Source organism: Roseovarius sp. B-10 (genome assembly GCF_056859295.1).
The window spans coordinates 82,052-94,646 of the sequence record NZ_JBSXOE010000037.1 but is presented as its reverse complement, the minus strand read 5'-3'; the positions used below and the strand labels follow the sequence as shown (position 1 = coordinate 94,646).

Sequence of the window (12,595 nt, the reverse complement as noted above, 5' to 3'; positions counted from 1 at the left end):
CCCCTGTTCAGCCCCGCTTCCCCCGGCGCAGCACCGCCTTGAACGTCCTGCGAAAAAAATCTGAAACTCTTGGCCTGCCCGCTGCGTGCCTCCCCGTGACCTCCGGCCAAGAAGGTCGGGGGCATGGCAACCAACCGAGGAGACACGACATGACACGCACCAGGATTTTTGCCGCCACCGGCGCGCTTGCATTCACGGCAACCGTGGCGCTGGCCGGGATGGATAACCCGATGGTCGGCGGCGCGCCGATGTACGCCGACAAGAACATCATCGAGAACGCGGTGAACTCCGCCGATCACGAGACCCTCGTCGCCGCCGTCAAGGCCGCCGGTCTCGTCGAGACGCTCTCGGGCGAGGGGCCCTTCACCGTCTTCGCACCCACCGATGACGCCTTCGGGATGCTGCGCGACGGCGCGGTCGAGGCGCTGCTGGAACCGGAGGCCAAGAAACAGCTCACGCAGATCCTCACCTGTCACGTGGTCGGTGCCGACGCGATGGCCAATGCGATCAAGGGCATGATCGACGATGACGGCGGCATGCACATCGTGCCCACGCTCGGCGGCTGCGAGCTTCAGGCGACCTACTCGGGCGACAAGATCATGCTCGAGGACGAGCGCGGGCGCACCATCAACGTCACCATCGCCGACGTGAAGCAATCGAACGGCGTGATCCACGTGGTCGACAGGGTGATCCTGCCGCCCAAGCCGTAAGAGGTGCGGTTCGAGTATGGGTCGTTACCCCGGCGGGGCGGCGCAGCGCGCCGCCCCGCTTCATTGCTCCGCTTCGGCCAGCTCGGCCAGCGTCCCGGCGTCGAGAATGCGAACGGTGCCCCGCTCCAGCGCCACGATCCCCCGCCGCGCCAGCGCGTCAAGGCGGCGCGAAACCACCTCGCGCGCCGATCCGATCATTACCGCGATCTCGGCATGCGTGGCCCGCAGCCGCCCCTCCTCGGCCCGCGCCAGCAGGCATTGCGCCAGCCGCGTCTCGATCCGTTGAAACGCCACCCGGTCCAGCAGGTGCATCATGGATTGCAGCCGTTCGGCAAAGGCGGCAAAGACAAAGCCGCGAAAGCCCGGATCGTCGTCCATCAGCCGCAGAAACGTCTCGCGCGGCACCAGCACGATCTCGGCGGGCGTGCGCGCCACCGCCTCGCCGGAATAATCCTCGCCGCCCATCAGGCCCAGCGTGGACTGCACGCAGCTTTGCCCCGGGGTCACCTCGTAGAGCAGGATCTCGCGCCCCGACAGCCCGGTGAGATAGACCTCGACCCGCCCCCGGAGCACGATGACGAAACCCTTGACCGTCTCGCCCGGGCGAAACAGCACCGTGCCCTCGGGCACCTCCATAGGGGAGAGCGCGTCGAGGGCCGCCGCTGCCGCCGCGCCGAGCGGCGGCAGCCCCGTCGCCCGCGCGCGCCAGCCCATCAACCGCGTCCGCGCTTCTCGAACCGGGGCAGCATGGCCGAGAAATCGCGACCCTTGCCGTCCTCGTCCTCGACGAACCGTGCGTAAAGATCACAGGCCGCGCGGCCCATCGGCGTGTCGGCATCCACCGCCTCGGCCGCCTGCTGCGACAACCGCAGGTCCTTGAGCATCAGGTCGGCGGCAAAGCCGGGGGTATAGTCATTGTCGGCGGGCGACTTGGGGCCGATGCCCGGCGCCGGGCAATAGGTGTTCATCGACCACGAGGAACCGGACGAGGTCGAGACCACGTCGAACATCGCCTGCCGGTCGAGGCCCAGCTTGTCGGCCAGGGCAAACGCCTCACAGGTGGCGATCATGGTGGCGCCGAGGATCATGTTGTTGCATATCTTGGCCGCCTGCCCATTGCCAGAAGGGCCACAATGAACCGCCTTTTGACCCATTATATCAAATAGTTCACGGGCGATGTTAAAGCCCGTCTCGTCACCCCCAACCATGAAGGTGAGCGTGCCGCCCGCCGCGCCGCCGACACCACCAGACACCGGCGCATCGAGCGCCGACAGCCCCGCCGCCTGCGCCTTCTCGGCCACGTCGCGCGCGCTCGCGACATCCACGGTCGAGCAGTCGAGCAGCACCGCGCCCTTGTCCATCGCCGGGATCACCTCGCCTGCCACGCGGCGCAGGATGTCGCCATTGGGCAGCATGGTGATCACCACCTCCGCCCCCCGCGCCGCCTCTGCCGCGCTTGCGGCCATCTCCACGCCCTCGACGCTGACCTCGGCCATGTCAAAGCCCGTCACCGCGTGCCCGGCCTTTGCCAGGTTCGCCGCCATCGGCGCCCCCATGTTTCCCAGCCCGATAAATCCGATCTTCATGTCTCTGCCTCCTCCTCCAGTATCAGCGCATCCGGCCCCAGCGGCATCAACATCTGCGACGCCGCATAGCCCGGCAGGGCGTCAAGCCCGTGTTTCCATTGCGGGTTCCGGTCCCTGTCGATAATCGCGGCGCGAATCCCTTCCAGGAAATCGCCCGTTTCCATCGCCCGGTAGGTGAACCGGTATTCCAGGCCCAGCGCGCGCCCGATATCCGCGCCCGGCCCGCGCAGCCGGTGGATCATCTCGACCGCGCAGGCCATAGACAGCGGCGAGCCGCGCCCTATCGCCTTCAGCGCGCCGCTCGCGAAATCGCTGTCGCTTGCGCGCAGGGAATTGAGGATGTCATGCAGCCCCTCGCCGCCGAAATGCGCGTCGATCTCGCCTTGCTGCGCCCGCAAATCGCCCTCCGGCGGGGTCTCGGCAACCCCGTCGATCACGCCCGGATCGCCGCTCTCGACGAGCGCGGCGCACATCTCGTCCCACTTCAACTTCGGGATATAACTATCGGCAAAACCGCAATATATCGCGTCATCCGGTCCCATTCGCGTGCCGGTCACCCCGAGGTATTCGCCCGAGCGCCCCGGCGCCCGTGCCAGCAGCAGAGAGCCGCCCACATCCGGCACCAGCCCAATGCCACATTCCGGCATGGCCACCTGCGTGCTGTCGCAGACCACCCGGTGCGACCCGTGGCACGAAATCCCCACACCGCCGCCCATGACAAATCCCTGCATCAGCGCCACGTAGGGTTTCGGATAGCGCGCGATCTTGGCATTCAGTCGGTATTCATCGGCCCAGAATCGCCGCCCATAGGCGAAATCCCCGGCGCGGCCCGTGTCATAGAGCTGTTGAATGTCGCCGCCCGCGCAAAATGCCTTGTCGCCCTCCGCGTCGATCAGCACCAGCGCCACCTCCGGGTCGTCGCGCCAGCCGTCAAGCGCCGCCTCGATCGCCGTGCACATATCATAGCTCAGCGCGTTGAGCGCCTTCGGCCGGGTCAGCGTGATCCGCCCCGCGCGCCCTTCCTTGCGGATATGGATATCGTCGCTCATTGGTCCGCCAGCATCTCCCGCGCCACGATCAGGCGCATGATCTCGTTGGTGCCCTCCAGGATCTCGTGCACGCGCAGGTCGCGCACCAGCTTCTCGATCCCGTAATCGGCCAGGTAGCCATAACCGCCATGCAGTTGCAGGCACTGGTTGACGATGCGGCTGCCCGCCTCGGTGACGAACTTCTTGGCCATCGCGCAGAACTTCGTCGCATCGGGCGCGCCGGTGTCGAGCTTCCACGCCGCCTGCCGCAGGAATGTGCGCGCGGCCTGCAATTCGATCTCCATGTCGGCCAGCCGGAATTGCAGCGCCTGGAACTCGCTGATCGGCTTGCCGAACGCCTTGCGCTCGGCCATGTAGCCCAGCGTCATATCGATCGCCTGCTGTGCCGCGCCCAGCGAACAGGCGGCGATGTTGAGCCGCCCGCCATCCAGCCCATTCATCGCGTAACTGAAACCTTTACCCTCTTCACCCACCAGGTTCGCGGCGGAAATGTTGCAGTTGTCAAACTGCACCTGCCGCGTTGGCTGGCTGCGCCAGCCCATCTTGTCTTCCAGTCCGCCATAGCTGAGGCCCGGCGTGCCGTCCTCGACATAGACGGTCGAGATACCCTTGGGACCGTCGCCGCCAGTGCGCACCATCACCACGTAGGCGTCCGAATATCCGCCCCCCGAGATGAACGCCTTGGTGCCGTTGAGTGCATACCCCTCGTTCGTCCGCTCCGCGCGGGTCTTCAATGCCGCGGCATCCGAGCCCGATCCCGGTTCCGTCAGGCAGTACGAGAGCACCGTCTCCATCGTCATGGCGCGGGGCAGAACCCGCGCCTTGATCTCGTCCGATCCGAACTTGTCGATCATCTTGGCGCACATGTTGTGGATCGACAGGAACGCGGCGACCGAGGGGCAGGCCATGCTCAGCGCTTCGAACACCAGCGTCGCATCCAGCCGGCCCAGCCCCGATCCCCCCGAGTCCTCGCTCACGTAGAGCCCACCGAAGCCGAGCGCCGCGATCTCGGGCCACAGCTCCTTGGGAATGGTGCCCTCGCGCTCCCAGTCGCGGGCGTGGGGCGCGATCCGGTCCTGCCCGAAGGCGTGGGCCATGTCGAATATGGCGGTCTGTTCCTCTGTGAGGGCGAAATCCATCACCGGCTCCTGTTCGCTGAAATGAACGGTTGTTTAATTAACAACTATTGCAGAACTGTTGCAAGGCGCAACGCCTCCGAACCTGATGTGACAATAGAAAACGCCCCGAGGGGTAACCCGGGGCGCTGATAGTTTGCAAGGGCCGCGCGGTCACAGCAAGAGCACCTGTGTGCCGACCTGCGCCATGCTGAAAAGCTCTTCGATATGCCGGTTGTAGAGGCCGATGCAGCCCGAGGAGGACTGTCTCCCGATCTTGCGGGTGTCATGGGTGCCGTGCACCAGGTAGGCGGGCCAGTCGAGATAGAGCGCATGGGTGCCCAGCGGGTTGCCCGGGCCGGGCGGCATGTAGGCGGGCAGCGTGGGGTCGCGCTCGCGCATGGATTGGGTGGGTGTCCAGTCGGGGCCGACACGTTTGCGCACGATCCGTGTATAGCCGCGCCGCGTCAGATCCTCGGTCATCGGCACCGAGGAGGGGTAGAGCGCATAGGTCTCGTTATCCGGTCCCCAGTAATGCACCGCACGGCTGTCGATATCGGCGAGCAGGCAGCCCTGGCCGAGACTGTCGAAATGATCGCGCCAGTCGCGTTTGACAAAGGCCGAGACGTTGCGGCGGTTCACCAATGTTTCGGCGCGCAGCAGGCCGGGCGTGGCCAGCGCGGCGAGGCCGGTGGTGATGGCGGTGCGGCGGGTGAATTTCGGCGTCACTTTGCTCGGTCCTCTATGTCGGGGATATGCGCGCTATATAGGTAAGATAACCGCAAATCCGAAGAGGCGGCGGCATTTTCCGCCGATCCGCTCACAGGATTGTCATCGACGCTGGCTCACAGGTCGGCGTGGTATTCCTCGATCAGGTGGCGGACCACCGCGCGCAACGCCTCCTTCTCGTCCGCGCCCCCCTCGCGCGCCGCGCAGGCCACGGCACGCTGGCGCTCGGCGCTGGTGCCGCCCGCCACCATGTCGCGCAGCCGCGTCACCTCCGGCAGCGACGAGAAGAACTCGGCATCCTCGGCCACCAGCTCAATCATCTCTGCTGCCAGCTCCTCCATCGGCACGATCTCGCCGCGCCCAAGGTCGATCAGCCCCTCGGTGGTGCCATAGCGCTGCGCGCGCCAGCGGTTCTCGCTCACCAGGAAGGCGTCGTAGATGCGCCAGCGCTGGTTGCGAATGGCCAGCCGCCACAGCATCCGCGCGATCGCCTGCGTGAGCGCGGCAAGGGTGAGCGTATCCTCCAGCCGGGGCTGCACGTCGCAGATGCGCGATTCCAGGGTGGGAAAGCGCGACGAGGGGCGCAAATCCCACCAGATTTTCGACGCATCCTCGATCACCCCCATATCCACCAGCACCTGCACCGACCGCTCGAAGCTGCCAAAGCTCTCCATCCGCGGCGGCAGCCCGGTGCGCGGCAGGTTGTCGAACACGGTCAGGCGATAGCTCGCCAGCCCGGTATCCTGCCCCTGCCAATAAGGCGAGGACGCGCTCAGCGCCAAGAAGTGTGGCAGGAAATAGCTCATCTGGTTCATCAGATCGATGCGCCGGTCGGGCGGCTCGATGCCCACATGCACATGCATTCCGCATATCAGCATCCGCCGCACCACCCCCGCCAGATCGTGCTGCAAGTCGTTATAGCGCTGCTTGTCGGTATGGGTCTGGCTGCGCCAGTCGGCCAATGGATGGCACGATGCGGCGATAGGGGCGAGGTTGTGGGCGCGGGCATGGTGCGCCACGGTGCTGCGCAGGCGCTTCAGGTCTTCGCGCGCCTCGGCGATGGTCTTGCACACCCGGCTGCCGATCTCGATCTGGCAATTGAGGAATTCGGGGCTGACCTGGTCCTCCAGCTCGCTCTTGCACGCCTCCATCAACCCCTCGGGCGCGTTGGCCAGCGCGAGACTGTCGAGATCGACGAGCAGGTATTCTTCCTCGACGCCGATGGTGAAATCCGGATGCGTGATCGCCATGCCCTGCCTCCCCAGTCCCCTCCCCGCCAGAAAACACCGGCGGAAGGGGCGCTGCCAAGGGAAAAGCATTGGGCGCCGCGTTTCTTCGTCGTGGAAACACCCCGGGGGGTGGGGGCACCGTCACGGTGCCCCCCGCCGAACCTCCCGGTTCACCGCCTGAACCTACAGGTTCGGGCGGCCTGTCTCAGTCCATCGCCTTGAAGTTGAACTCGCCGCCATCCTTGATCCCCGACGGCCACCGCGACGTGACGGTCTTGGTGCGGGTGTAGAACTTGAACGCGTCAGGCCCGTGCTGATTGAGATCGCCAAAGCCCGATTTCTTCCATCCACCGAATGTGTGGTAGGCCAGCGGCACCGGGATCGGCACGTTGATACCCACCATTCCGATGTTGATTCTATTGGCAAAATCGCGGGCGGCATCGCCGTCGCGGGTAAAGATCGCGGTGCCGTTGCCGTATTCGTGGTCCATCGCCAGCTTCAGGGCCTCCTCGTAGCTGCCCGCGCGCACAGTGGTCAGCACGGGCCCGAAAATCTCCTGCCGGTAGATGTCCATCTCCGGCGTCACCCGGTCAAACAGGTGCGGCCCCACGAAGAACCCGTCCTCATACCCCTGCAACTTGAAGTCCCGCCCATCGACAACCAATTGAGCTCCTTGAGAAATTCCGCTCTCGACCAGCCCGAGGATGCGGGCCTTGGCCTCCGCCGTCACGACGGGGCCGTAATCCACGTCGTTGCCCGCGGTCCAGGGTCCGACCTTGAGTTTTTCAATGCGCGGTACCAGCTTTTCGATCAGCCGGTCGGCAGTCTCGTCACCCACCGGCACGGCCACCGAAATCGCCATGCAGCGCTCGCCGGCCGCGCCATAGCCCGCGCCAATGAGCGCGTCGGCGGCTTGGTCCATATCGGCATCTGGCATGACGATCATGTGGTTCTTGGCCCCGCCAAAGCATTGAACACGCTTGCCATTCGAGCAGCCGCGGCCATAGATATACTCGGCGATCGGGGTCGACCCGACGAAGCCGATGGACTGGATCACCGGGTCTTCGATGATCGCGTCCACCGCCACCTTGTCGCCGTTCACGACCTGCAAGAGCCCCTTGGGCAGCCCCGCCTCCTCCATCAGTTCCGCCAGCATCAAGGGCACCGAGGGGTCGCGCTCGCTGGGCTTGAGGATGAAGGCATTGCCGCAGGCCAATGCGGGCGCGAACATCCACATCGGGATCATCGCCGGAAAGTTGAACGGCGTTATTCCTGCTGTAACTCCAAGGGGTTGGCGCATGGAATACATGTCGATGCCGGGACCGGCGCTGTCGGTGAACTCGCCCTTGAGCATCTGCGGCGCACCGATGCAGTATTCCACCACTTCGAGCCCGCGTTGCACGTCGCCCTTGGCGTCGGGGAAGGTCTTGCCATGCTCGGCGCTCAGCACTTCGGCGAGCTTGTCCATGTCGCGGTTGAGCAGCCGCACGAATTCCATCATCACCCGCGCGCGTCGCTGCGGGTTGGTGGCGGCCCATTTGGGCTGTGCGGCCTGCGCGGCGGCCACGGCCTGCGCCATCTCTTCGGGACTGGCGAGTGGGCAACGGGCCTGCACTTCGCCGGTGGCTGGGTTGAACACGTCCGAGAAGCGCCCCGAGGCGCCCTTCACATGCTGACCGTTGATGTAGTGGGTAAGCTCTTTCATCGTCATCTCCTCCTGAAATGCGCGTTGGCATCAAGGTAGCCTTGCAAAACTCACCGTAAAAGGGGCAAGTTTCCAATACCGATTTGCATTATTGCAAAGGAGACGCGCCCGTGACGCCGCATTGGGACGACATGCGCATTTTTCTGGCGGTGGCGCGCGCCGAGAGCCTGTCGGGGGCGGGGCGCGTGCTGCGGATCGATCCGGCCACCGTGGGGCGGCGGGTGGCGCGGCTCGAGGAGGCGCTCGGCGCCCCGCTCTTTGCCAAGTCGCCCACCGGCTACGCACTGAGCGAGGCGGGGGCGCGGCTCATGGAGCACGCGATCCGCGCCGAGCAGGCGATGGAGGCCGCCGCCCATGACGTGGCCGGGCAGGCGGGGGGGCTTGCCGGGCAAATTCGGATCGGCGCGCCCGATGGCTGCGCCAATTTCGTGCTGCCGCAGGTTTGTACCGAGATCGCCGCCGAAAACCCGGACCTCGAAATCCAGATCGTCGCGCTGCCGCGGGTGTTCAACCTCACCCGGCGCGAGGCCGACATGGTGATCGCGGTGAGCCCGCCCACGGCTGGACGGCTCTCGGTGCAGAAGGTCACCGATTACCACCTGCACCTCGCGGCGACCGCGCGCTACCTGCGCCGACACTCGGCGATCGCGCGGCTCGAGGATCTGCGCGCGCATCGGATCGTGGGCTACATCCCCGACATGATCTTTGATCGCGAGCTCGATTACCTCAGCGAGGCGGGGATCAACCGGGTCGATTTGGCCTCCAACTCGGTCTCGGTGCAGCTTAACCTCGTCGCGAGAGGCGGCGGGATCGGCGTGCTGCACGATTTCTCTCTGCCCTGGCTGCGCGGTGCGCGGCGGGTGCTGCCCGATCTCTTCACGCTCACCCGCAGCTTCTACCTCGTGCGCCACGCCGACGACCGCCGGCTGGAACGACAAAACCGCTTTGCCGCGGCGCTTGTCGAGGGGATGCGCGCCGAGGTGGCGCGGCTCGAGGCGCAGGCTTGACAGGAATATTGTTGTGGCTCACGCTTCGTTCACGCAATTTTCATTTTGGAGGGCGTCGCGATGCTGGTCCAGCAGATTCTCAAGTCCAAGGGCGATGACGGGGTCATCACCGTCACGCCCGACACGCCGATCGCGGAGGCCGCCAGTATCCTGGCCGAGCGCCGGATCGGCGGGCTGGTTGTGTCCGCCGATGGCGAGGCTGCCGACGGCATCCTGTCGGAGCGCGACATCGTTCGCGCACTGGCGGTGCGCGGCGCGAGCTGCCTGACCGAGACGGTGAGCGAGATGATGACGCGCAACCCGGTCTGCTGCGCCAGGCAGGACACCTCGGACGCGGTGCTCGCGCGGATGACCGATGGCCGCTTCCGCCACATGCCGGTGGTCGAAGAGGGCAAGCTCGTGGGGATCGTCACAATTGGCGACGTGGTCAAGGCGCGGCTCGACGAATTGTCGCTGGAAAAGACGGCGCTTGAAGGGATGATAATGGGCTATTGAGGGGGTTGCATTCGGCGGCGCAATATCGTTGCGTGCCGCGACACCGCAACAACGGAGCGGCCAGATGCGCATCGCCCTCTATCCCGGCACCTTCGATCCGATCACGCTGGGGCATATCGACATCATCCGCCGCGCCGCCATGCTGGTAGATCGCCTGGTGATCGGGGTGGCGATCAACCGGGACAAGGGCCCGCTCTTCTCGCTGGAGGAGCGCGTCACGATGATCGAGGCGGAATGCGTCAAGCTCACCGAGCAGACCGGCACCGAGATCGTCGCCCATCCGTTCGACAACCTGCTGATCGACTGCGCCCATGACGTGGGCGCGCAGCTTATCGTGCGCGGCTTGCGGGCGGTGGCGGATTTCGAATACGAGTTCCAGATGGTGGGTATGAACCGGACGCTCGACAATACGGTAGAGACGGTGTTCCTGATGGCCGACGCGAGCCACCAGGCGATCGCATCCAAGCTCGTCAAGGAGATCGCGCGGCTAAACGGCGACGTGTCAAAATTTGTCACGGCCCCGGTGCGCGATGCGCTGATCGCAAAATTCGCCTGAGAGCGGCGGTTACTTACCCCGCGCGCCGCCCCATCTCGGCGGCCACGTCGAGCATCCGGTTGGAAAAGCCCCACTCGTTATCATACCACGCCAGCACCCGGCAGAAATTGCCATCCATCACCCGCGTCTGATCGGTGGCAAATATGGCGCTCATCGGGTTGTGGTTGAAATCTGACGACACCAGCTCACGGCCCGTCACGTCGAGCACGCCCTTGAGCGCCCCTTGCGCTGCTTCGGCGATGGCGGCGTTGATCTCGTCGACACTCGTGTCGCGTCCCGCTTCGAACGTCAGGTCCACCGCGCTCACGTTGGGTGTGGGCACGCGGATCGCCGTGCCATCGAGGCGTCCGTCGAGTTCGGGCAGCACCAGCCCCACGGCGCGCGCAGCACCCGTGGTTGTCGGGATGATGTTGAGCGCCGCGCCACGTGCGCGGTAGAGATCCTTGTGCATCCGGTCGAGCGTCGGCTGGTCGCCGGTATAGCTGTGCACCGTTGTCATGAAGCCGCGTTTGATGCCGAGGCTCTCGTGAAGCACTTTTGCCACCGGCGCGAGGCAGTTGGTGGTGCAAGAACCGTTCGAGACCACGATATCCTCCGGCGTCAGGCTGGCATGGTTGACGCCGTAGACCACGGTCCGGTCCGCCCCTTTCGAGGGGGCGGAGACGAGCACGCGGCGTGCGCCGTTCTTCAGGTGCCGTGCGGCGGCGTCTCGGTCGGTGAAGATGCCGGTGCATTCCAGCACGATATCGATATCGGACCAATCGAGTGACTCGGGATCGCGCTCGGCGCTGACGCGGATCGGGCCGCCTCCTGCGTCGATCGTGTTGCCCGCGACGGTGACGGGGCCGGGAAAGCGGCCGTGCACGCTGTCGAATTCGAGCAGGTGGGCATTGGTCTCGACCGGGCCGAGATCGTTGATTGCCGCGATCTCGATATCCGTGTGCCCTGATTCCATCAACGCGCGCAGCACGTTGCGCCCGATCCGGCCAAAGCCGTTGATGGCCAGTCTGAGTGCCATGATCGTTCCTCCGGATGCTTGATAGCGCTAACAATCATTTGCGAAGATAAACGAAAACGTACTCCTGTCAAGCGCGCGTCATTCGAACTCTGTCAGCGCCAGAATGCAAGGTATTCGATCAGGTCGATCAACTTGCGCGCCAGGAACAGCAGGCCGGCGTGGTCGTTGCGCTGCACGTCATAAGCAACCGCCGCGACGATCAGCAGAACCAGCACGATGGCGATGCGGTTGGTCATCGGGATGTCCCTGGCGAAATGATCCCGCCGGGTATGCCCGACGGGACGCAATCGCGCAAGCGTCGCGGGCTTATTGCAACCGCCCCATCGCCACGGCCACGTCGGCCATGCGGCACGAGAATCCCCATTCGTTGTCGTACCACGCCAGAACCCGGACCAGGCGCTTGCCCGTCACCCTGGTCTGGTCGGGGGCGAAGATCGAGCTCTCCTCGGTGTGGTTGAAATCGACCGAGACCTTGGGCTCGGGATCGTAGCCGAGCACACCCGCCATCGGCCCCGCGGCGGCCTCAGCCACCACTGCGTTCACGTCCGCTGCGGTCACGTCCTTCTGTGCCACGAAGGTCAGGTCCACCGCCGACACATTGGGCGTTGGCACCCGGATGGCCGAGCCGTCGAGCCGCCCGGCGAGATCGGGCAACACCTCGCCCAGCGCCTTGGCCGCGCCGGTGGAGGTGGGGATCATCGACATTGCTGCGGCACGGGCGCGGTAGAGGTCCTTGTGGCGGCGGTCATGGGTGGGCTGATCGCCGGTATAGGCGTGGATCGTGGTCATGATGCCGCTCTCGATGCCGATGCCCTCGTGCAGCACCTTGGCCAGCGGCGCGAGGCAGTTGGTGGTGCAAGAGCCGTTCGAGATCATCCGCTCGCCCGGCTGCAACAGCCCGTCATTGACGCCGTAGACAACGGTACGGTCCACGTTCTTGCCCGGTGCCGACAAGAGCACCTTGCGCGCGCCGCGCTCCAGATGGGTCTTGGCGGTCAGCCCGTCGTTGAACTTGCCGGTGCATTCCATCACAACGTCCACGCCTTCCCAGTCGAGCGCGGTCATGTCGTAGGTGGAAAACATCTCGATCGGGCCGCGTCCGAGGTCCATCGTGTTGCCCTCGACCGTGATCGGATGGGGAAAGCGGCCATGCACGCTGTCATAGCGCATCAGGTGCGCGGCCGTCTCCAGCGGGCCGGTGGCGTTTACCTTCACGACCTTGATGTCGTTGCGCAGGCTTTCGGAAATATGCGCCAGAGTGGCGCGGCCGATCCGGCCGAAGCCGTTGATGCCGACGGTGATGGTCATTGGGCTCTCCTGATCCGGGATTTGGCTGCGGTATAAACGCAGGCGTCGGTCCCGAAAACCCGGAAAACGGAAATTTTCAGCGTCAAGT

General features: G+C 65.3%; 14 protein-coding genes. 4 read left to right on the top strand and 10 right to left on the bottom strand.

All coding sequences use genetic code 11. The features are described 5' to 3' along the window. Positions 1-149 precede the first annotated feature (149 nt). Positions 150-710, top strand: coding sequence for a fasciclin domain-containing protein (locus AC13D8_RS14600; RefSeq protein WP_482969420.1), 561 nt, complete (start codon positions 150-152; stop codon positions 708-710). Positions 711-770: 60 nt separating this feature from the next. On the opposite strand, the gene AC13D8_RS14595 is transcribed toward AC13D8_RS14600, so the two are convergent. The 7 genes from AC13D8_RS14595 to AC13D8_RS14565 form a co-directional block, all read right to left on the bottom strand. Then, positions 771-1,424 (bottom strand): Crp/Fnr family transcriptional regulator, encoded by a 654-nt coding sequence (locus AC13D8_RS14595; RefSeq protein WP_129432881.1) that lies wholly within the window; start codon positions 1,422-1,424, stop codon positions 771-773. Further along, positions 1,424-2,296 (bottom strand): 3-hydroxyisobutyrate dehydrogenase, encoded by an 873-nt coding sequence (mmsB, locus tag AC13D8_RS14590; protein WP_482969419.1) that lies wholly within the window; start codon positions 2,294-2,296, stop codon positions 1,424-1,426. Before mmsB ends, AC13D8_RS14595 begins: the two co-directional genes overlap by 1 nt. Continuing rightward, entirely contained in the window at positions 2,293-3,345 is a 1,053-nt protein-coding gene (locus tag AC13D8_RS14585) for an enoyl-CoA hydratase/isomerase family protein (protein ID WP_482969418.1), read from the bottom strand. The genes mmsB and AC13D8_RS14585 overlap by 4 nt, the downstream gene beginning before the upstream one ends. Then, positions 3,342-4,484 carry an acyl-CoA dehydrogenase family protein gene (locus AC13D8_RS14580; protein ID WP_482969417.1) on the bottom strand — a complete coding sequence of 381 codons (1,143 nt, stop codon included), beginning with the start codon at positions 4,482-4,484 and terminating at the stop codon, positions 3,342-3,344. Before AC13D8_RS14580 ends, AC13D8_RS14585 begins: the two co-directional genes overlap by 4 nt. Before the next feature lie 150 nt (positions 4,485-4,634). After that, the gene (locus AC13D8_RS14575; protein WP_129432877.1) at positions 4,635-5,189 is read right to left on the bottom strand and encodes a L,D-transpeptidase; all 555 of its coding nucleotides are present in this window, start codon (positions 5,187-5,189) and stop codon (positions 4,635-4,637) included. Between the two features lie 116 nt (positions 5,190-5,305). After that, entirely contained in the window at positions 5,306-6,439 is a 1,134-nt protein-coding gene (locus tag AC13D8_RS14570; RefSeq protein WP_482969416.1) for a carboxylate-amine ligase, read from the bottom strand. A gap of 184 nt (positions 6,440-6,623) precedes the next feature. Next, a complete protein-coding gene (locus AC13D8_RS14565; protein ID WP_482969415.1) occupies positions 6,624-8,123 on the bottom strand; it encodes a CoA-acylating methylmalonate-semialdehyde dehydrogenase in 1,500 nt (499 codons plus the stop codon). Positions 8,124-8,233: 110 nt separating this feature from the next. Between AC13D8_RS14565 and AC13D8_RS14560 the strand changes: the two genes are divergently transcribed. From AC13D8_RS14560 to coaD, 3 genes are all read left to right on the top strand, one after another. Further along, complete coding sequence (locus tag AC13D8_RS14560; RefSeq protein ID WP_482969414.1) at positions 8,234-9,130, top strand: LysR family transcriptional regulator; 897 nt, start codon at positions 8,234-8,236, stop codon at positions 9,128-9,130. Positions 9,131-9,190: 60 nt separating this feature from the next. Continuing rightward, positions 9,191-9,625, top strand: a complete 435-nt coding sequence (locus AC13D8_RS14555; protein ID WP_104018983.1) for a CBS domain-containing protein — start codon at positions 9,191-9,193, stop codon at positions 9,623-9,625. A gap of 64 nt (positions 9,626-9,689) precedes the next feature. Next, positions 9,690-10,181 carry a pantetheine-phosphate adenylyltransferase gene (gene coaD, locus AC13D8_RS14550; RefSeq protein WP_482969413.1) on the top strand — a complete coding sequence of 164 codons (492 nt, stop codon included), beginning with the start codon at positions 9,690-9,692 and terminating at the stop codon, positions 10,179-10,181. 13 nt (positions 10,182-10,194) lie between these two features. Here coaD and gap (AC13D8_RS14545) read toward each other — a convergent pair whose 3' ends face one another. The 3 genes from gap (AC13D8_RS14545) to gap (AC13D8_RS14535) form a co-directional block, all read right to left on the bottom strand. After that, positions 10,195-11,199 carry a type I glyceraldehyde-3-phosphate dehydrogenase gene (gap, locus tag AC13D8_RS14545; RefSeq protein WP_482969412.1) on the bottom strand — a complete coding sequence of 335 codons (1,005 nt, stop codon included), beginning with the start codon at positions 11,197-11,199 and terminating at the stop codon, positions 10,195-10,197. Positions 11,200-11,291: 92 nt separating this feature from the next. Then, the gene (locus AC13D8_RS14540) at positions 11,292-11,435 is read right to left on the bottom strand and encodes a hypothetical protein (protein ID WP_482969411.1); all 144 of its coding nucleotides are present in this window, start codon (positions 11,433-11,435) and stop codon (positions 11,292-11,294) included. Between the two features lie 70 nt (positions 11,436-11,505). Then, complete coding sequence (gene gap, locus AC13D8_RS14535; RefSeq protein WP_104018986.1) at positions 11,506-12,507, bottom strand: type I glyceraldehyde-3-phosphate dehydrogenase; 1,002 nt, start codon at positions 12,505-12,507, stop codon at positions 11,506-11,508. Between the last annotated feature and the right edge of the window lie 88 nt (positions 12,508-12,595).